The sequence below is a fragment of the Sphingomonas sp. R86520 genome (assembly GCF_042466285.1).
Classification (GTDB): Bacteria; Pseudomonadota; Alphaproteobacteria; order Sphingomonadales; family Sphingomonadaceae; genus Sphingomonas.
The window spans coordinates 232345-252347 of the sequence record NZ_JAXHBZ010000002.1 but is presented as its reverse complement, the minus strand read 5'-3'; the positions used below and the strand labels follow the sequence as shown (position 1 = coordinate 252347).

The 20003-nt window shown below is 64.2% G+C and carries 19 protein-coding genes; 9 read left to right on the top strand and 10 right to left on the bottom strand.

Annotated features, from left to right (window positions below; all coding sequences use genetic code 11):
* Positions 1-81: 81 nt before the first annotated feature.
* Positions 82-825 carry an autoinducer binding domain-containing protein gene (locus SJY41_RS21420; protein ID WP_380784406.1) on the bottom strand — a complete coding sequence of 248 codons (744 nt, stop codon included), beginning with the start codon at positions 823-825 and terminating at the stop codon, positions 82-84.
* Between the two features lie 956 nt (positions 826-1781).
* Here SJY41_RS21420 and SJY41_RS21415 point away from each other — a divergent pair.
* The 4 genes from SJY41_RS21415 (at position 1782) to SJY41_RS21400 (ending at position 5417) form a co-directional block, all read left to right on the top strand.
* Positions 1782-2543: a class I SAM-dependent methyltransferase gene (locus SJY41_RS21415; RefSeq protein ID WP_380784405.1), complete on the top strand. Its 762-nt coding sequence runs from the start codon at positions 1782-1784 to the stop codon at positions 2541-2543.
* A 208-nt stretch (positions 2544-2751) separates the two neighbouring features.
* On the top strand, positions 2752-2889 hold the full coding sequence (locus tag SJY41_RS21410; protein ID WP_380784404.1) for a hypothetical protein: 138 nt from the start codon (positions 2752-2754) through the stop codon (positions 2887-2889).
* A gap of 231 nt (positions 2890-3120) precedes the next feature.
* Positions 3121-4419, top strand: coding sequence for a hypothetical protein (locus SJY41_RS21405; protein ID WP_380784403.1), 1299 nt, complete (start codon positions 3121-3123; stop codon positions 4417-4419).
* Complete coding sequence (locus SJY41_RS21400) at positions 4416-5417, top strand: class I SAM-dependent methyltransferase (RefSeq protein WP_380784402.1); 1002 nt, start codon at positions 4416-4418, stop codon at positions 5415-5417. The genes SJY41_RS21405 and SJY41_RS21400 overlap by 4 nt, the downstream gene beginning before the upstream one ends.
* Before the next feature lie 172 nt (positions 5418-5589).
* Here SJY41_RS21400 and SJY41_RS21395 read toward each other — a convergent pair whose 3' ends face one another.
* On the bottom strand, positions 5590-6363 hold the full coding sequence (locus SJY41_RS21395) for a metallophosphoesterase family protein (protein WP_380784401.1): 774 nt from the start codon (positions 6361-6363) through the stop codon (positions 5590-5592).
* Positions 6364-6388: 25 nt separating this feature from the next.
* Positions 6389-7441, bottom strand: coding sequence for an acyltransferase family protein (locus SJY41_RS21390; protein ID WP_380784400.1), 1053 nt, complete (start codon positions 7439-7441; stop codon positions 6389-6391).
* Positions 7442-7753: 312 nt separating this feature from the next.
* Here SJY41_RS21390 and SJY41_RS21385 point away from each other — a divergent pair, with 312 nt between their 5' ends.
* Positions 7754-8392, top strand: a complete 639-nt coding sequence (locus SJY41_RS21385) for a hypothetical protein (protein ID WP_380784399.1) — start codon at positions 7754-7756, stop codon at positions 8390-8392.
* Between the two features lie 31 nt (positions 8393-8423).
* Here the strand turns inward: SJY41_RS21385 and SJY41_RS21380 are convergent, their stop codons facing one another.
* From SJY41_RS21380 to SJY41_RS21365, 4 genes are all read right to left on the bottom strand, one after another.
* A complete protein-coding gene (locus SJY41_RS21380; protein ID WP_380784398.1) occupies positions 8424-9470 on the bottom strand; it encodes a glycosyltransferase in 1047 nt (348 codons plus the stop codon).
* Between the two features lie 23 nt (positions 9471-9493).
* Positions 9494-10690: an O-antigen ligase family protein gene (locus tag SJY41_RS21375; RefSeq protein ID WP_380784397.1), complete on the bottom strand. Its 1197-nt coding sequence runs from the start codon at positions 10688-10690 to the stop codon at positions 9494-9496.
* 159 nt (positions 10691-10849) lie between these two features.
* Entirely contained in the window at positions 10850-11344 is a 495-nt protein-coding gene (locus SJY41_RS21370; protein ID WP_380784396.1) for a glycosyltransferase, read from the bottom strand.
* Positions 11341-11733 (bottom strand): glucuronosyltransferase, encoded by a 393-nt coding sequence (locus SJY41_RS21365; RefSeq protein WP_380784395.1) that lies wholly within the window; start codon positions 11731-11733, stop codon positions 11341-11343. The genes SJY41_RS21370 and SJY41_RS21365 overlap by 4 nt, the downstream gene beginning before the upstream one ends.
* Positions 11734-11923: 190 nt before the next feature.
* On the opposite strand from SJY41_RS21365, the gene SJY41_RS21360 reads away from it, so the two are divergent.
* Positions 11924-12907 (top strand): formyl transferase, encoded by a 984-nt coding sequence (locus SJY41_RS21360; RefSeq protein WP_380784394.1) that lies wholly within the window; start codon positions 11924-11926, stop codon positions 12905-12907.
* Between the two features lie 13 nt (positions 12908-12920).
* Here the strand turns inward: SJY41_RS21360 and SJY41_RS21355 are convergent, their stop codons facing one another.
* The 3 genes from SJY41_RS21355 to SJY41_RS21345 all read right to left on the bottom strand — a co-directional run bounded on the left by SJY41_RS21355 (position 12921) and on the right by SJY41_RS21345 (position 17016).
* Positions 12921-14960, bottom strand: a complete 2040-nt coding sequence (locus tag SJY41_RS21355; RefSeq protein ID WP_380784393.1) for a GumC family protein — start codon at positions 14958-14960, stop codon at positions 12921-12923.
* A 131-nt stretch (positions 14961-15091) separates the two neighbouring features.
* A complete protein-coding gene (locus SJY41_RS21350) occupies positions 15092-16333 on the bottom strand; it encodes an outer membrane beta-barrel protein (protein ID WP_380784392.1) in 1242 nt (413 codons plus the stop codon).
* A 119-nt stretch (positions 16334-16452) separates the two neighbouring features.
* Complete coding sequence (locus tag SJY41_RS21345) at positions 16453-17016, bottom strand: polysaccharide biosynthesis/export family protein (RefSeq protein WP_380784391.1); 564 nt, start codon at positions 17014-17016, stop codon at positions 16453-16455.
* Positions 17017-17211: 195 nt separating this feature from the next.
* On the opposite strand from SJY41_RS21345, the gene SJY41_RS21340 reads away from it, so the two are divergent.
* The 3 genes from SJY41_RS21340 to SJY41_RS21330 are packed head-to-tail and all read left to right on the top strand — an operon-like array spanning position 17212 to position 19999.
* Positions 17212-18012, top strand: coding sequence for a WecB/TagA/CpsF family glycosyltransferase (locus SJY41_RS21340; protein ID WP_380784390.1), 801 nt, complete (start codon positions 17212-17214; stop codon positions 18010-18012).
* Positions 18013-18014: 2 nt separating this feature from the next.
* Positions 18015-18854, top strand: coding sequence for a hypothetical protein (locus SJY41_RS21335; RefSeq protein ID WP_380784389.1), 840 nt, complete (start codon positions 18015-18017; stop codon positions 18852-18854).
* Positions 18851-19999: a glycosyltransferase family 4 protein gene (locus tag SJY41_RS21330; RefSeq protein ID WP_380784388.1), complete on the top strand. Its 1149-nt coding sequence runs from the start codon at positions 18851-18853 to the stop codon at positions 19997-19999. Before SJY41_RS21335 ends, SJY41_RS21330 begins: the two co-directional genes overlap by 4 nt.
* Positions 20000-20003: the final 4 nt, after the last annotated feature.

Here is a 20003-nt window from a genome sequence, read left to right as displayed (position 1 = left end):
TGCCGCACTCCTTCATTGCAGAAGAAAGTGTGCCCGTGGACTGTGCATAAGCGCTATCCCGCAAATACGGGGCATGAGAATTTAAAGAAAGTCGGCACGGGTAATGAAGCCATTCACAATACCACAGATTAGCAAAGCCGTACTTTTGTGAACGCCGAACCGTTGCCGTGCGTGTTTCAAATGGTCGTTCACGGTAACTTGGGTAATTCCCAAAATCCATGCAATCTCCTTCTCGGACTTGTCGCGGCCCAAAAGGATTACAATCTCGCGTTCACGATCAGTAAGATAGCCGCCAGACCCCACCCGGATCGATGGCGCACCTGCAAGGCGACGTGCGGCTTCGAACGCGAACCGTCCTAAAGCTTCCACTAACGGAATGCGGTCGCGGGGAAACACGATACCGGTCGCAACTGCAAACGAGCAGGATCCGGTATGCTCACCCGGCATATGAACCGGAACTGTATACCCATCGCCGAGACCTGCATTACTAGCCTCTTGAAGGAAGTTTGCGTCGGCTGTCGTTAAGTTTAACAATGTGTCCAATGAAGACCATGCAAAACCGGCACCTCTAAATTCGCTCGCACGGTGAACTGGATCGCGCGTCATCAACCCGTTCTGATGGTAATGGCGAGCAAAAACAGGAGGATAATTGTGGAGGTGGACGGCATCCTTTGGATTGAGACTGAAATCCGTATGATGCGTCAGCGCAAAGAACGGGATTCCTGCAATGCCGCAAAATTCGGTCATGAGGTGGGAGAGCTGATCCGAGTTGTCAATCAAGTCCACCACGTCGTAAAAGTCGCTTACTATCGTCTGTAAGAGCATATCGTCACGCTCGGCCGTGCAAGCGCGTGATACGGCTACAGCGGCCGCTCCTATATATCGCTAGACGGCTCGCACCCATTGGTACTGAATCGTCTGCTCTTCATTGTTCGAACGGCCGCGATCCGGGCATCCGATAAAATATTGTAAGGAAGTTACTGTAGGAAAGGCAAGACTTTTGTGCACGAACAGAGGTGTGCCGCCGCATCCGAGGATTCTCGCGCCTGTCGCCGCCAGGTGAACAGTTGCGATCAATATACCCGTGACGTCTCGCCATCGCGATGCGGATTTCCAGCAGCGCGTAGCCCCCGCCAAAATCCGAGCCCGTGTATCGTGTGCAGCGCCGCCACGTAGCCTGCAAGCAACGGATCGATCTATTGAACACCCGCAGAATTGCGACCTCCAGCGGCTCGCCACGCCGCAGATATACGCGTGCCCTCGATACTGCCGCGGCATCGGCGCTCAAAGCAGACGGGCACCCTCGCCGCACTGAGGTATGGAAGCGGGTGCATAATGCCGCTAGGGACAAATTTGCGGTGCCTGACAAATAGTCGCATCGAGGCCGCTTTACGGGCGCGGCCTTACTCCACGCTCTCCCCAATAGCATGGACATGACTACCTATGAACGAAGGCAGCGGCAAGACCGCGCTGATCACGGGCGTGACCGGGCAGAAAGGCGCTTATCTGGCGTAGCCCCTGCTCGCTAAGGGCTACCGGGTTCATGGCATCAAGCGCCGTTCACCGTTCGTCAAAGCAAGGCGCATTGAAAGCATGCAATTTAAGTTAGAATATCACGGTATCGGACAGGATGAGGTTCGCGCGCGCGGGCACCAACCGCGGCCCGGTCACCGTCGCGGTTACGCTCGCTTCATGGTGCGGGTGACTTCGGCCAGAAATTCTGACATTCGACACCGCGACCGGCGGGTAGCAAGGGGGCACGGGGCACGATGATCGGGAAAATGACTAGGCGCCTGGTAAAGGCGGTGCTGCCGCGCCAACTCCTCGATCAACTTGCGCTGATCGAGGCGGGTGCGAAGGCGTTCCGAGATGTGCGCGGCCGCCATCCACGCGAATGTTCGATCTGCGGCTATCAAGGACTGTTCTGGGCTAAGGGACGCCAGCCGATGGTGTTCGACGGGGAATGCCCGCGATGCCGATCGAAGGGCCGGCACCGGCAGCACGAACTGCTGATCAAACGGCATCCAGACTGGGTCGACGGGCGCACCATCCTTCACTTCGCCCCGGAGCCCTGCTTCGACGAGCGGTATCAGGCGAGGTCCAAGGCTACTGGCGGAAACTATGTTCGCGCGGCCTACGAGCCGAAGAGAGGGGAGACGCAGGTCGACATGCAGGCCATACCTTTCCCGGACGGTATGTTCGACACGATCATTTGCCATAATGTGCTGGAGCATGTGACGGACGACCGAAAGGGCCTGAGCGAACTAAGGCGCGTGTTGCGGCCGGATGGGCGAGTATTAATTTCGGTACCCATGGTCGAGGCATGGGAGCAGACTTACGAGAATCCCGCTATCACGACCGAGGCGGGCCGCGACCTACATTTCAACCAGAACGATCATCTTCGGCTATATGGAGTCGATTTTCGTGAACGCCTGACGGAGGCCGGTTTCGACCACATACGCTACGTCGCATCGGAACCAGAAGTCAGCCGGTACGGGCTGGAGCGCGGCGAGACGATCTTCATCGCGAGGCTGGCATCGTGACGACGCGGTGTTGGCCACGCCGGTGATGCGCCCGAATATCCCGCGGGCCGCGATCGCCACTGCGACCCGGACTTGTTACGGAGGCGGCAGCACCGCCCAAGCGGACTTCTCTGAGCAAGGTTCCGCGCGCGCATGGAACGGGCATGGCATGGCTTATAAGGGCGAGAAGCGCGGTCTCCCTACGGGTCTTTGTATCTACGGCCGCCCGGTGAGCTCCGTGGTTAACGGCCGCGAAGCCGATGGCAAGCACCGCCTGCCCACGCGGGCCTGGGTGCGGATTTTCCAGGAAGGGTCGAAGGCGTTGCTCGCCATCGGTCACAATGCCGCGTCAGTATATTGCGGTTGAAGGTGTGCGACATCCTGATGCAGGTGGTCGGCAGGCCCGGCCTGAGCGATTTTCACACTGGCGAAGAATGGCGCGACGAACCGGTGCCGGTGCCGGTGCCGGTGCAAGGGTGATCGACCGGCGTGTACCAACGGCCATGTCTGCCATGATGGGGGCGGTAACATCTTCCCGGTTGGTTAAGGGACGGTTGTGCGCGTGCCCGGCCGAGACGTTTCGCCGGAAGGAGGCCAAGTGCGTTTAACTGAGCCCGGACGATCATACCGCGCGCGCGGTCGGCGCTATATGCTTGCGGCGGCGGGGCCCATCGGTGTGGCGGCGACCAACTTCTTCCTGTCGTTCAGCATGTTGCGGCTCGATACGCCCGACGCGTTCGGCACGTTCAGCTTCCTGTTCGCCGCCGCGCTGTTCACCATCGCCTTGTCCGCCGCGCTGTTCGGCGCACCCATGCAGGCGCATCATGCCGACGCCGCGGTGGATCGCACGATGACGGTCGCCTCAGTCGCGGCCGCGGCAGTTGTCGGCGCAGCGATCGCTGGCCCGGCCTTCGCGCTGCTTGGCGGGTGGCTGGGCCTTATGCCGGTCGCTGCGCTCTGCTACGGTGCCTTCGCCATGCTGACGATCCTGCGATGCCTAGGGCGGGCCTGGTGTTTCGCGATCGAACGGCCCTGGGCGGTGACCCTTTCCGACGCGAGCTATGCGGTCGTCACGCTCGGTACCTTCGCTGGCCTCAGCGTCGGAGGCGCGGTGCCGGAGCGTGCGGTCTATCCCGCGCTTGCGCTGGGTACGGCGGCCGCAGTCGCGAGCCTGGGCGGGCGGTTCGCGGCACTGCTGCGACGTCCGCGGTGGGCCGCGCTGCGTGGCTATGGTGCGATCTGGCAGTCGCAATCACGGTGGTCCCTACTCGGGGTGACCGCGACCGAGGCGACGGCCAATGCGCACATCTACCTCCTGACCCTGCTGGCTGGTCCGGCGACGGTGGCGCCGGTCGCGGCCAGCGCACTGCTTTTGCGACCGATCAACGTTATCCAGAATGCGCTGGTGGAATATGAACGGCCGCAGATCGCGCGGTTCCTGAGCGCGGGTGCGGTGGACGATGTTGGCCGATCGGTGCGATTGTTCCGTGCGGTGCTGTTAGTCGTGTGGGCCGGAAGCGTGGCGATGGCGGCGGCGATCCTACTGGTGTCGCCAACGCTGATCTTTCCGGCGAGCTATGACCCCATTATAGTGCGGATCGGGGTGGCGTTGTGGTCGGGGGTTTCGCTAATGATATTATGGCAGGTACCGCTAAACGTCCTGTTGCAAGCGGGAGGTGAGTTCCGGCCGCTCGCCCACGCCGGCGTGGTGGCGGCGGTGGTCAGCGTGGGGGGCGTGCTGATCGTGATCGCGCTGGCCGCGCCAATCTGGACTATCGCGGCGATCGGCCTGGGTTGGCTGGCGAGCATGGTCGTGGTGGCGCGGGCTGCGCGCGATTTCCGGCAGAGTCGGCTGAGCGACTTCGGGATCCGTCCCGCCATCGACGCAGCGGCATGATGCCGGACCCGACGCCCATTCCGGGTTTCGCGGCGCGGCCCTGCTGCCCTGTGTGCGAGGGCGGCGATACGCTGCGACTCTATGCAGCGCCGTATCGTGAGGAGCCGGTCCGGTCACTGGTGGCATCGAACTATGCCGACCAGGGGATCGTCGACTGGCCGTTGTTGGAGGACGCCGAGTTCGTGGTGGAGCAGTGTCGCCGGTGTGACCTGGTGTATCAGTCGAATGTACCCAATGCTGCGCTGCTGGAAGTGATCTATACGCGCATGATCGGTTCGGCCGCACTGGACCGGTCCGAGACGGCGTTGCTGACGCTCGATAATTTCCAGCGGATCGCAGGCGAGTTCAGCGTACTGTTCACGCAGGTGGGCAAGCCGCCCGCGCAGATCCGCATGCTCGATTTTGGCATGGGTCACGGCCGCTGGGCGCGGGTGGCGCGCGCGATGGGGGCGACCGTCTTTGCGACCGAGATCGGCGAGGACAAGAAGCGGCTTGGCCGTTCGCTCGGTATCGAGATGATTGAGGATGACCAGATCGACGCCATGGACTTCGACTTGGTCCACACCGAGCAGGTGATGGAGCATCTAGTCCATCCCGGTCGCGATTTCAGCAGACTGGCGCGTACATTGCAGCCGGGCGGGGTTTTGAAGATCGCGATTCCCTATCGCGGCCGGCTCGACACGCTGCTGCCGGACCGGGGCATGCCGCGCGTCGCGTTGTATGCGGCGGGTGGTGCGCGCGCAATGCCCGGCGACATGGAGGCGTTCGCCGCGGTCCAGCCGCTGGAACATCTCAATGCCTTTTCACGCGCGACTATCGCCTGGCTTGCTGCAGAGAACGGACTGGAGATCGTCGCCGAAACTCGGCGGCGCAGCATTTCGATCGATACGGCAAGCCCGGCGGCGATCGCACGCGGTGCCAAGCGGGTCGGCGTCGAACTGGCCAAGGCGGCGATGCGCCACCGGATCGGCTATTATCTGTTGCAGCGTCTGAGCTAATCGGGGCGGGCGTTAGCGCCGGTAATTTCGGGCCGATCCACTCATCTGAATCGTCCACACGGAGCGCAGTCGCTCGCCTTCAGCGCGTAGGGGACGATGCGGGCTTCCCGATTACGCTCGAAGGGGCTCTCGACTGCACTCGGGATGGCCGGGTTGGTGTAAACGCAACACGCTAGCCGCGCCCAGAGTCCCCGCGGACGGCGAGCACCGTGACGTCTGCGCCGTCGAGGCAGACCGCGCTCAGCACACCGCTGCGATAGGCGCCGGTGTCGAGGCCGATTCGGTTGGGGCGCAGTTCGACTTCTTCACTAATGGTGTGGCCGTGGACGACGATCGCACCGTGATCGCGGGTGTCGATCAGAAAGGCCTCTCGCGCCCAGAGCAAATCGTTGCGGCTTTGCTTAGCGAGCGCTAGCCCAGGTCGGATGCCGGCGTGGCAGATGAAATAATCTCCCGACCGGAAAGTGAGCGGCCAGGACTGGATCCAGCGTTCCCATGCGTCAGGCATAGCACGGTTCAGCGCAGCCACGAACGGCACCGCATCCACCCCTTCGGCTAGCGCCGCCACACCGAAGCTCTCTACCGTCTCCGCCCCGCCGACCCGCATCCAGCCGCGGATTGTGCCCTCGTCGCCGCGCATCGCGCGGAGCAGCATTTCCTCATGGTTGCCGAGCAGCGTGACCAGATCAGGCATCCGCTGCTGCGCCTTCTCTAGCACCTGCATCGCGCCGCGCGGATCGGGGCCACGATCGACGATGTCGCCGACCATCACGATCCACCGCCGGGCGCTGCGGCCACGCTGCGCATCATCGCGCTCGATGTCCGCGAACATCCGTTCCAGCAGGTCGGGGCGGCCGTGGACGTCCCCGACGACATACAGCCTTTCGCCGGGCGCAGTCTGCGGCGCGGCGCGCTTGCCACCCAAAAGCGTGCGCAGGCTGATCACGCGCGGACCTCGCCGGTGCGCACGGTCATGCGGCGGCGGGCGCGAGCCGCGGGTGCCCCTTTAGACGATGGCGGAAAAAGCGCAGGCTGGGGACTTCGAACCAGCGATAGAAAGCGAGTGATAGGGTGATGCATGCCAGTACCGTGGCGATTGCTCCGCCCGCGCGCCAGCCCGCTGTAGTGCCATAAGCGGGAAACGCCTGCAATATCAGCGGGTGAGTGAGGTAAAGGCTATAGCTGCTGTCCCCGAGCAGGCGGAATATAGCGACGTCGGCGCGCACCAGCCGATCGCAAACGATTGCCCCCGCGACGATCAGCGTGGCGCAAGGTGCGAAATGCACGACGCGTGTGAACGGACTGTCGACTAGGGCCAGTCCGACGAAGCCCGCTGCCATGGCCACGATGCCGAACACCGGATGCAGCAACGCCAGCCGGTGCCGCACGTGTGCCAGCGCCATGCCGGCGACGAATTCCAGCGGCTGTGGGCTCGTCATCCGGAACAGCAGCGCATTGTCGTGTGGCACCAACGGACGGAAGGCGCACAGGCCGAGGAACAGTGCGGCCATGACTGCGACGCGACGTGTCACCGTCAGCCGGATGAGCAGCGCGAACAGCAGGTAAAAGACCATTTCGTAGTTCAGTGTCCAGCCGGGGACGAGGATCGGGTTCGGCTCGTGCGTGCGTGGGTTCATATCGAAGACGAAAAACAGGCTCCGGACGATCTCCCCCGCATCGGGCAGCACGTCGCCCTGCATCGCCATGATGGCGATGAACAGTCCGGTAATCAGCCAGTAAAGCGGGACGACCCGCGCGAGCCGTTCCGTCAGGAAGCGGACTCCGCCGATGGCGCGCCGTTCGCTCGCGACGACCATTACGAACCCGCTGATGAGGAAGAAGATGTCGACCCCGGCCGACAGCCAGTGCGGCCGCAGCTGTGGATCGGCTAGGAAGTGAAAGTTGAAGCCCACATGGTAGAGCAGCACCATGACGGCCGCCAGCGCGCGTAGATACTGGATCGAGCCGAACAGGCGGGGTGCCGTCGGTGGGGCATCCGCAGCGCTCCTGTCAGTGGAATGCATCCCCATCGGCTGACTAGGTGCCCGGCGAACGTATGCCGGTCAACCCGTGCTGCGCGCCGCGAAGGGGGCGCACCGTCGGGGCTGTCGCGTAGCAGAGGGCGATGCTACGGAGACGGCACGCTTAGGAGAAGTCGGTTGCGGGCATGGCGAGTTGCGGTCTCTGCGGGAATAGCGCTCCTAATCCTGCTGCTGGCCGCGCTGATGTGGGCAACGACGCCCAAAGCAGCGCCGGGGCAGTTGCTGGTGCCGTCAAAGACGCCGTTCTCGCAGGGGCCTTATTTCGTATTCGCGCAGCCATGGGGTGGCGAGACCGTGACGCTGACTCGGCCGTTCGTGACGTTCGCGGACGCGACCCTTGTGAATCTAAAAAACTTTCCGGGTGGAACCGTGATGACGTGGCGCTGGCCTCCGCTTGCACCGCGGAACGGCCCGGGCGTCTGGGGTTATGACCAGATCAGTTACGGTAATTACGACGGCGGCGAGCCGGAGCGGACCGTACCGCCGATCCGGGTTAAAGCGGTGACCGCGCTGCGCCAGCGTTTCCGCTGGTCGCTGTCCAACCGCTTCGGCGACGGCAATGTACTGACCGAATTCTATCTGCGGTCGAGCCCCACCGATGTCGATGCCAAGACGCTGGAGATCGGCTGGTTCCTGCATGCGCCGAACAGCACGCGCCGCTTCTTTGAATCATCGAAGCTAGTCGGGACGTATCGAGACGAGCAGGGGCGCCGCTGGACGGTCCGGATTTCGGAAAAGTTCTGCATGTTTGCGCCAGAACGACCGGGCAATATCGCAAGCGGAAACCTCGACATGTTGCACGCACTGCGCTGGCTGACGGAGAAGAAGCTGGTGACCGGCGAAGAATATCTGTGGGGCCTAGCGATTGGCGTGGAGCCGGTGCGTGGGCTGGGCCGTTTTACCCTGCACGACTGGCAGGTCGAGCGGAGCTGAGCTGAGCCCTTGAACCGCGGGCGCGCGAGCCTTAGCGTCTGGCGGACATGGTAAGGTTGGCGGCCTCCACCAGTCGGTCGACGCATGCCGGCCAGCGATGGTCCTGCCGCACGCGCATAGCGGCGACCGCGGCATCGTGGCGCAGGCGGACGCGATCTTGCGCGGCAAGCCAGTCCGCGGCGGCGGCGACACTGCTGCCGTCCGAGACGAACCCGCCATAGCGCGCGACCATGGCACCCGCGCCGATCATGTCGGCGACGACTGGCACCGTGCCGGCGGCCAGCGCCTCAAGCACGATAAGCGGGTAGCTGTCGAGTTCGGACAGATGCACGAGGATGTCGGCGTCGGCCAACGCGGCAATCAACGCGGCTTCGTCCAGCCAGTCGACCAAAGTCAGCGTCTCGCCAAGGCCTGCTTCGTCGATCGCCCGCACGAGTGCGGCCATGGTGGCAGGATCGGCACGGCCGACGATCCGCCCCTCAACCGTTAGCCCGCGCGCGCGCAGAGCAGCGCAGAGTGCAACCATCCGGAACGTGCCCTTGCCGTGCGACAGCCGCCCGGCATGGATCAGGTGCAACGCAGTGCCTGGGTTCGGGTTCGGACGATCGGGCGACGCTAGCGCGATTTCGGGCAGGAAGGTACGGACCGGAGTACGCGGCACCGCGGCCGGCAGCGTGATCTCCGCATCCTGTTCCGGGAACAGAAGGGCCAGCCGGTCGGCATGCCTAAGCAGGCGGAGGCAGAGCGCCCGCAGGACCGGCACCCGCTGCAGCCGGCTGTTCGCGCCCAGATGCGGCGTCACCATAACGCGCACCCCGAGCGCGCGGAGCCGGGGGAGCAGCATGAGATCAAGCAAGGTGCTCCATTGCAGCCAGACCAGTGCCACGCCCTCCAGCCGATCCAGCCGACGCCAGGCTCGGTAGATCGCCGGCAGGCGGCGAATTCCGGCAGAGGCAGTGTCGCTCGGCCGCCATTCCGCTGTCCAACCGGTCGTGTGGCGATTGATGGCAGTCGTCGCCCGCTCGCAAAAGCCTTCCAGTCCGCCGGGATGGTGCGGCGATCCGCCTAGCACGATCATGTGTCGCTGCGGCATAAGCGGTGTCACGTTGGTCTGCGCGCTTTTTCGGCTGCCGACCGCGTCGCCGACGCGTCGGCGTCCGATCGCGCGGGCGGTGCCATCCAGAGCAGTGCGGTGGCGAACAGTAGGAACACCTGCCCGAGCGCATCGCGATCGAACAGCGACGACTCGGTAAAGTTATGGCCTAGGCAGAAAAATAACATTGTCGCACCGAGTACTCGAACCGGATGGTCAATACCGCCCAACAGCCGCTGTATCGGCCAGACGAGCACGGCGAACAGTAGGATCAGCGTACCCGGCGCACCGACTTGGGCCAGCATGTCGAGATAGCCGTTATGACCTTGGCTTACCGTGGTCACCCAACCGATAGCATAGGCAGTGATGGGCCCCTCCGGTCCGAGATCCCAGAACGAGCCATAGCCGATCCCAAGCCACGGCCGGTATGCATAAGCCCGAACCAGCGCCGACCAGATCTGCGTGCGGCCCGTAAAGCCGCCCGGATCTGCCAGTTGATTGAGGTAGACGCTCGGATTGAGCGCCATATGCGCGAACAGGGCCGCGATGATCCCTAGCAGTAGCCACGCCCAGTTGGGGTTGAGTATCCGGAGCGCGCCGGCCCGCGTCATGCGCCAGGTCAGCAGCAGCCCAAGCGCGAGTGCCGCGATGCACATGCCGATCGAGGTCGAAGAATCAGTAAAGAACAGGAACACTCCCGCCGCGGCGATCGCCGTGATGCGCAGCGGCAGACGTATTGATGCCGCGTCGAAAGCGAACAGCAGTACCGTCATGGCGCACGTGATCCCGGCGAAGTTTTTCTGCGACATGATACCCCGCCACGTGTTCGTCAGGCCCGGTTCCAGCGATCGATCGATGCCGATCGCCGGATAGGCCAGCACCGCCACATAGTTTACCACGAGCAACGCGATCAGCATGACGCGAACGATCGCCACGGAGCGCGTGAGGCCCAGCTGGCGGGTAAGCGCGAACAGCGACCAGAGCACGATCGCGGTCAGCACCAGCCGCCGCAGGCCGACGCCCGGTTCGAGCGCCCAGGTCAGGCTGAGCGCGCACCAGCACAATGCGATGACGTGCGGCCACGGTAGCAGCAGCACGCAATCGGGCTTCCGCCAGGGGCGTATCGCGATCAACGTCGCCAGCAGTACGGCGAAATAGCTCGTCTCGCGCACCCGGCTCAGCGTTTCCGATCCCTCGTTCGTCATCCACGGCCCGGTGCTGGCGAGCAGAAGCAGGATCGCGAACGCAATCTGGCTAAGAACCGTACTCCATTTCGGGATTGACGCATGCGCCCTGGTACCCCTGCGCGACAGACGAGGCAGCTGGAACGTTTCGGTGGCGGGAGACGGTGGCTGCATCGGCGTCTAGGCTCCGGATCGTCGGCGCTGTTCTTCAGCAACGATCCTGCCGATCGCGCTGCACAGGCGCTCGCGCTCAGGTAGGGCCTTTACAGATCCGATAGGCGTGTGAGGAAGCATGATCAACCGCAGAAGCTCCGCCTCGTCGAAGGCGACGCCGATGCCGGCCCGGTCCGACAAGGCGCGGCCGGTAGCCAGCTGGTGGTCGTTGCGATGCTCGTCCAGCGCCGCGCGGCGCGGGAAGAGGATCAGCGGCTTGCGGTGTTTCTGCGCCATCACGACGGTGCCGATGCCGGCATGGGAGATGATCAGGCTGCAGCCCTGAATCAACGTCTCGAACTCAATCGGGCCGATGAACGGGCGCCAATTCATGTTCGCCGGGTGATAGTGGCCATGCCCGACCTGCGCGAGGATGCGCTCCGGCAGCTGCGGCGCGATCCGGTCAACGATCGTGACAAACCGGTCGAAGGGAAGCTGCGTGCCGACCGTCAGCAGGATCACAACAGTGCACCGGCATACTGGTGCCCGGTAGTTGCGAGATGCGGCCACTGTGTGAACCAGTCGGTGGCGAACGGCCGGGCATAACGACCGCTGAGCGAGGGATGATCCGAATTGGCTATGCTATCGATCCAGATCGTACGCGCGCCGATCAGCCGAGAGGCAATGAGGCAGAACAGGCCGGGCAGGGCGCCCGTCGTCACCAAAACCGCGGGGCGCACGTGCAGCACCAGCCGGATCGATGCGATCAAGCAACGCACCGAGTGCCACGGCTGGTCGCGGTTCGCATCGGGAAGCAGGTAAAAACGGTTGATCCCGTCACGCTTCGCTAGCTCCGCATCGGTCGTAGCAAAGATCGGTTCGAACGACGCAAGCGCAGGTCGCAGCAGCATCAGTTCTTCCCAATGCCCCCCGCCGGAGGAAACCGCCAAGACGCCAAACCGGCTTAATCGACTGCCAAGCACCGCTAAGCTTATCCCTGTGGACTTGAGGAGGCATCGCATTCGCTAGGCGCCGGACGGATGTTCGCCACGAAATGATTAGCCCGGCTACGCGAGGAACATGGTTTTCGCAAGCGCGCGAATGTGCGAAATGCTCGTGCAACAGCGCCGCCGACCGCAGCTCGCGCGGACCGGCAAGGTGACAGACATGCAATTGAAAAAGGACGTCTGGCGCTGCGCGATCGTGGGCGCATCGGCGGCCGACATCGTCGCCGCCGGATCACTCGAGGGTTGGCCGCTGACTTGGGTTCCCGCACTGGGCAGCCTGCGGTATCTGGCCGATCCGTTCGGCCTGTGGCGGCACGACCGGCTACATGTGTTCGCCGAATGGTTCGACTATCGCGACGCCACCGGCCGCATCGCGGTTTCCATCTACGATGCCAACCTTTGCCTGATTGATCAGCGCGTTGTGCTGCGTGAGCCGTGGCACCTGTCCTACCCGTTCGTGTTCGAGGCGGAGGGCGAGACGTGGCTGATGCCCGAAAGCTTTCAGTCGGGCGCGTTGACGTTGTACCGCGCGGTATCGTTTCCGCACCGCTGGGAAGCTGCCATCCGGATCGAACTCGATACCGTGCCGCTCGATGCGACGCCCCTGCATCATGACGGACTCTGGTGGATTTTTTATGCGCCGGCGTATCCCGTCACGGCACGGCTGACGCATCTCTGCGCCGCCTATGCCGATCGACTTGGCGGGCCATGGCATGCCTATAGCGGCAACCCCGTGCTGGTCGATCCGCTAGGCGCCCGACCGGGGGGCGCACCGGTGCGGCATGGCGGTGTGATTCACATACCGCTCCAGGGCTGTGCGGGCACATACGGTGCCGAACTGCGCTTGTTGCGGATCGATACGCTGCACCCCGACCGGATCGCGGTGGCCCCGGCGGGCGTGCTACACGCACCGTCTGGCGCCGCGCCATTCATTGACGGATGCCACACCCTAGCCGCGGCAGGGCATGTGACGCTGATCGACGTCAAGCGCACTCGGTTGTCCGCGGTCGGTCTTGCCGTACGGCCGCTGCGCCCTCTGTACCGTGCCGCACGGGCGGCGGAACCCTACCGCTGGTAGAGTCCCGCCAAGGTCAATTATTTTGGTAATAGTCCGAATATTGCTTGGAATAATATGAGAGGCTGCCAGCCGACTGCGCGGAGGGATCGACTTGCGTGTAGAGGATGCCGACAGGCTTCCTACCGTCGGTGTGGAGCCAATTGATTGCCGCATTCACGGCGGACGGGGGCGTGCTGTTCCACTTCACCGCTAGTATAGTCGCATCGGCAAGCAGTGCGAGCAGGCGCCCGTCGGCAAGACCCATCAGCGGTGGCAGATCGAGAACGACATAGTCGTAGCGATCGCGCAGCACATCAAGCAGCTTCTCCATCCGACTTTCGCCGAACAGATTTTCGGCGGAGAAGTGCGGGCTCACCACAAGGATCTGATCAAGATTAGGAACATCACCAGCAAGCAATACACTTTCGAGCGTCGCCTCGCCGTGCAGCAGTTCCACCAGTCCGACGGTGGGCGCACCACCCTTGACGATGTGCCTGACAGCTGCCCGGCGTACGTCGCATTCCACTAGTATCGTCCGCGCATTAGCGATCGCCAGCGTGCGTGCGAAGGCGACTGCCGACGTGGTCTTGCCCTCGCCCGGAAGCGACGAGGTAATCGCGATCACCTTGACGCTCGCATCGCCCCGCGCGCCCAGCACGGCGGTGCGCGCGATCCTGAACGCCTCAGCAAACATGGAGGTCGGCCGTTCCAGCATCAGGTCGCTGGGCGAGAGATCTTTGCCGACCTTCGGCACGACGGCCAGAACGGTCAAGCCGGTCGCTGCTTCCAGCGCCTCGACGGAGCTGAAACCGCCGGTGAACAACTCCTGCGCCCCGATCGTGCCGGCTCCGGCGGCCAACCCGACGATCAGTGCCAGTGCATAGAGCAGCGGCTTGTTCGGCGATGCTGGCGCGCCTGGCGCGCGTGCTCGGTCAATCAGCTCCGCCTGCGCGATGGCTCCGCTTGCCGCCTGCATGCTGTCCAGCGAAAGCTGCGAGGTCTTGTCGTAGAGCGCCCGCTTGGCGGCCGCCTCCCGCTCAAGACTTTCAGCGACGGTCGCGTCGCGCACGCTGGTTTCGCGCTCGCCTTCCAGCTGCACCAGCGTGCCGCGCAAGCTGGACACTCGTGCCTGGGCGGAATCGGACGTCGCTTGCAGGGATGTCACGATACGGCGGGCTTCCGCCTGGATCTGACTGTCGATCTGGGCAAGCTGCTCGTTGATGCGCACGCTGTCAGGGTGCATCTCGCCGTAGCGCTGCTCAATCTCGCTCTTGTTGCGCAGTGCCTCGGCGCGTTGACGCCGAAGATCGGCCACCACCGACGAACTGAGCACCGCGGACACGCTGTCGGGCCGGCCGCGCGCGACCTGCCCCCGCGCCGCCGCAAGGGTCGATCGTGCCGCCGCGGCGTCGGACTGTGCAGCGGCCAACGTTCCGGAAAGCGGTGCCACTTGCTGGTCCGCGATCGTGCCGCCGCCGTCGCCGGAACCGCTTTCGACCAGGCCGGACCGCGCGCGGTACTCGCCCGCGCGGGCTTCCGCCGTCCGCGCTTCGGCGCCTAGCTGGCTCAGCCGCTCCTGGAACCAGGCGCTCTGCGCGCGCGCGGTGCCCAGCTTTTTTTCGGTGCGGCTTTCGATATAGCCTGACGCAAAGGCATTGGCGACGCTTGCCGCCTTCACCGGGTCGACCGAATTGAACGAGATGTTGACGACGTAGGTCAGCTTTTCACGGCTGACGGCAAGCCGGCTGAGCAGAGCGTTGACGACCGCACCTTCGCGCGTGCTGCTGTTGGCGAGTGATTCCTTGGGGCTGGCGTTCAACCCGCCAGTGAATTCGGCATCGTCGGCAAGCCCGAGTGATCGCACCACGGAACGAGCAAGATCGTCGGATCTCACCGCAGTCAGTTCGGTCTCGATAGCTTCGGGTGCCAGCTCAGCGCGCGCCTGCTGCGCATCGGCGGAAATGGCACTGCGCGGGTCCAGCCGCACCTTGGCCGTCGCGACATAGTTCGGCGTCATTGTCGATATTAGGATGAAACCCGCAACGAACACCGCCGCCGTGACCGCCAGTAGCATAATCCAGCGTCGCCGAACTGTATCGCTCACACGCGCGAGCAGCTCGGTTAGAGTGCCCTCGTTCGATTCGATCTCGCCTAACTGCATGGCCTGAAGCGTACCCCGTTTGCGGATTTCCGCACGATTGAATGTTAAAGCTTAAAGGTCAGCCCAAGGCTGCCGCGTGACTCATCCAGCCCCGCCGTCGCTCTCGATCGGCTGCCCCTGTAGATGAGGCTGCTGCGGACTTCTAGCCTACGGGAGACCAGATAAGTTCCGGTGAGCAGGGCGGAACGGTTGGTCGTCGGCGCCGAGCCGACATCTAAGTAACGCTGGCGCCCGTAGCTGCCGGTGAGCCCCACAATGATGTTGCGCCGCACTTCGCGATCAACGCCGACACTCAGCCGGGTGTCCCAGAAAGGGCCGCTTGTCGGATTGGCGTCGCTCAACTGGCGGCGGGCACCCAGCGTGACGGTGGTCCGATCCTCCGGCAGCAGCGCCACCCGGCCCTCCACCGACAGACCTGAATTGGTACTCAGCCTGGGATCCGCATAATCGCGACGGGACCAGCCAACGCCGATCGTACCGGTGGCGAAACCCGCGAGTTCGAGGTTCATGCCGCCCAGGACGCGCACGCCATCCGAATCGCCACCCAGGACGCGCAGCGGATCTACGATGTCGAACCGGGTCCGGCTTGCCGTCCCCTGCACGAAAAATGCAACGCCCGGTACTTTTGCATAGGTGCCTTCCACAGTAACCTGGGTAACGGTCCGGTCGCGGATCGACTGGTCGCCCGTGGAACCGTCCTGGAAGCGAACCGGCATGAAATGGAGGTGCTGGTAGTTCGCCGAGATCTGTACGCCAAGCCGACCAGGGCGATAGCTTGTGCGGATCGTCGCCGCCTCCCGTAAGAACGGCGACACCGCGAAATTCGCGTTGACGGCTTCGCCCGAAAAACGACTTTCATTATCTCGCGCGACGTCGGCGCTTGCCGCGACCTGTAGCGTGCTGTGAATGTCGTACCGGCCGGCGGCGTTCAATGCCCAGATGGTGGTGTCACGCGGAGAATTGCCGACGAACTTGTCGACCTGGGCCGTCCCGCGCACCGACAGGAAATGGCGAGACCAGCCCGACAGCAGATCGACCTGGGTCGTCCCAGTGACGATGGCGGAGGACGTCTCGTTATTGCGCAGCTGGAACGCGTTGCTTGTCGCGCCACCCGCCATGCCGATCTGCGGCCGCAGCGTAAAGGCGCCGAGCCGGATGCCAAGCGCCTGCCATTCAGGGCGTGCCCGGTCCGCGACGCCTTGGCTCTCCGTGGAGGCGAAGCCCGGCGGCAGGACCGGCGGGACCAGCAGGTTTTCCGAGCTTTGCGCACGCACGGCGGCGGGCACGGCAACCGCGATCGCCGATGCCGCGACGCGACCGGCGATGGCGACCGATCGCCGGAAGCCGGCGCCGATGTTGCTAGGTTGACGTCCGTGCAGGAAGCGATCCCACGCCGGTCGCGCGCTCAGAACCAGCGCTCTGCGACACGAATGGTGTCCCCGGGGTAGATCCGCAGTTCGGGCGTCACGCGGTACGCGATTTCTGCCGCCTCGCCGTCACGCCGGATGTAGATTACCCGCTGCTGCGATCGAGGAGTATAACCCCGTGCAGTAGCAACGGCGGACGTTACTGTCAGGCCGGGGATATACGGATATTGTCCACTTTGCCCGACCTCGCCGAGGATAAAATAGGGGCGATAGGCAAGAACCTCGACAGATACTCGCGGGTCACGTAGAAATCCGCCCGCTAACTTCGTCTCGGCAGCGCGCGCTACCTGCTCAGTAGTGAGCCCGCCTACATCGATCTCGCCTGCAACAGAGAGCGGCAGCTTGCCCTGAGCGCTGATTTGGAACTCGCCACTCAGCGTGGGTTCGCGGAATACAGTCAGCCGGATACGATCGCCCGATCCCAGCCTGTAAGGCTCGATGGTGGTCGGCGCGATGTAGCGATCACCCGAAGAAATGACGGTGGCTTTGGTAGCGCAAGCTGACAGGAGGATGCAGGCGATCGGAATCAGATAAGCGCGCAAGTCTAACCCCTTCACACAACCGCGTATAATCGCATCCGGCGCCGAGTGACATAGTCGAAATGCTTTGGCAACCTGCCGGAACCCGACGGGCGTGTTACCCGAAGCCGCACAGTTCGTGCTTTCGGATTGCGGGCAGCAGGGCTATTGCGTTCGGAGGCTGAATTAGCCTGGGGCAGGGAAAGACCGCAACTGACGATGAGCGACCTGGACGGTCTACGCGGGCAACGGTTCGCGACCCTCAACGATGCTAGTATTCCGGCCACCCGGGTGCTTGGCGTGCCAGTCTCACTGGTGTCGCTCGCGGTCGCCGTGCGAACAATCGTCAGCTGGTGCGAGGCGGGGACGGCGCATTTCGTCTGCGTGCGCGATGTCCACGGCATCATGCGCGCGCAGGACGATCCCGCCCTGATGGCGCTGCACGAACAGGCCGGGCTCGTCACGCCGGACGGCATGCCGCTCGTTTGGCTGGCGCGCCATCGCGGGCATAACGGGGTCGACCGTGTCTGCGGTTCCGATCTCGTGACCGCATTGTCCCGCGTTTCGGTCGACAAGGGCATTCGTCATTATTTCTATGGCGGCAAGCCTGGTGTGGCCGAGCGGATGGCCGCCGCGCTTTCCGAGCGTTATCCCGGCCTTGAGGTTGCGGGCACCTATACCCCGCCGTTCCGCGCGCTGACTGTACAGGAAGACAGCGCTGTGACGGCCGCGATCGTCGCCGCGCGTCCGCACATCGTCTGGGTGGGGCTCAGCACGCCCACGCAGGAATATTGGATGCGCGACCATGTCGATCGAATTCCCGGCGCGACGCTGATTGGCGTCGGCGCCGCGTTCGACTTCCACACCGGCGATGTGAAGCGCGCGCCCGTATGGATGCGGAGCCGCGGCCTGGAGTGGCTCCACCGCCTCGTCAGCGAACCGCGTCGCCTGTGGCGCCGCTATCTAGTGCTCGCCCCGAGGTTCGTTGTCGCCGTGGCGCAAGAGCAGCGGGGACGCTGACGATGGCCGCGCCTCAGCTGCTCGTTCTGGCGCTTGCGCGCGACTGTGAGCTTTATCTGCCGCGGCTGTTCGCCTTCCTCGACACGTTGAACGAGGGGGGCGAAAAGCCGCACGCCTTTGTCGGTGAGAACGGTTCGCGCGATGGGACGAGGGCATTGGTCGAGGCGCGCGCACGTGATCGTGGCGACGCTTCGCTGGTCGACACGGCTGCCATGACCGATGTGCACGGACGGTATGATCGGATGGCAATCGGCCGTGACATCGTCGCGGCGGCCGCGGCTGGTGCCGGGCCCGAAGACAGCGTGATCCTCCTCGATCTTGACAGCGTGATTGAGCGCCTGCCGACGCACGGGCAGATTGCCAGCGCCGTTGCGTTGCTCGATGCGCGGCCCGATCTGGCTGGCGTCGCCGCATCATCGCGACCCTATTACTACGATCTGCTCGCACTGCGCTGGCCCGGTCGGTTCGACCGCAATGTCGGCCTGGAAATCGACCGGCATCGCCGTCATCCCCTGCGCTACTATCGGACGTTTCGCCGCCAGATCTATCCCGAGCAGCGGCAGGTTACCGTAGCGACGGACCGCTACTGCACTTCCGCGTTCAATGGCATGTGCGTCTACCGTGCACGTGATTATTTCGCCCAGACCTATTCTGCGGCCGCGCCGCTCGCTGTATGCGAGCATGTGCCGTTCAACCAGGCGATCTGCGCGCGCGGCGATCGCCGTATCCTAATCAGCGACGATTTGCCCGTTGCCATGCCGGCCGAACATGGCCCAATCTCGGCCGCCGGGTTCTTCGTCGGTCGGGCGCGCAAGGCGTTGCGGACGTGGCGAGCGTCATGAAACGGCCGACCGTCCTTTTCGTCACGGCGATCCTGACCCACTATCGCGAGGCGTTCCACGTCTTGGTGCGCGATATGCTGGCAGAACGCGGCATTGACTACCGGCTCGTCCAGGGCACGCCGCTGCCGCACGAAGCCGCGAAGGCGGACACCATTCAACTCGACTGGTCCACTACCATTCCCAGCCGCGGGATTGGTCCGGGGGGGCGTGCCCTGCTATGGCAGCCCGCGCTGCTGCTGTTGCCGGGGGCAGATCTCGTCGTGGTCACGCAGGAAAACCGGCTGCTGCTGAACTACCTGCTGCAGGTGATGCCGCGGTGGCTGCGCCCGCGGATCGGGTTCTGGGGGCATGGCCGCAATTTCCAGGCGCGCGATCCACAGTCGCGGGCGGAGCGATGGAAGCGTTTCTGGGCGACACGCTGCGACTGGTGGTTCGCCTATACGGAGGAAAGCGCGCAGCATGTGCGTTCGCTCGGCTTTCCACAGGAACGCGTCACCGTGTTCAATAACGCAGTCGACACGGGAGCGCTGCAACGCGCTGCGGCCGCGCTTGACCCGGTGGAGACCGCGGCGCTGCAGGCCCGCTTGGGGGTCGCCGGCGATAGCGTTGCGATCTTCGTGGGCGGGCTTTATCCGGACAAGCGGCTCGACTTCCTCGTCGCCGCGGCGGATCGCGTCCGCGCGCGCCTGCCCGATTTCGCGCTGATCGTGGTCGGCGGTGGCGAGGACCGGGAAAAGCTGGATACGCTCGCCGCCAGCCGCCCCTGGCTGATCGTCGCCGGGCCGCGGTTCGGCGCGGAGAAGGCGGCGCTGATGCAGATGGCCCGGCTGTTCCTGATGCCGGGGCTGCTCGGGCTGGGGGTGCTGGACGCCGGCGTAATGGGCTTGCCGGTCGTCACGACACGCTATCCCTGGCACAGCCCCGAGATCGCCTATTTGCGCGACGGCGAGACCGGCGTGGTGGTGCCGGAGTGGACCAGCGAGGAGGCCTATGCTGAGGCGGTCGTCGCATTGCTGCTGGATGAGGACCGCCGCGCCGCGATGGCCGCCGCGGCGCGGGCCCATGCGGCAGGCTTCACGATCGAGGCAATGGCCCGACGTTTCGCAGATGGTGCGGTGGCGGCACTGGCCATGCCGCGACGCTGACACG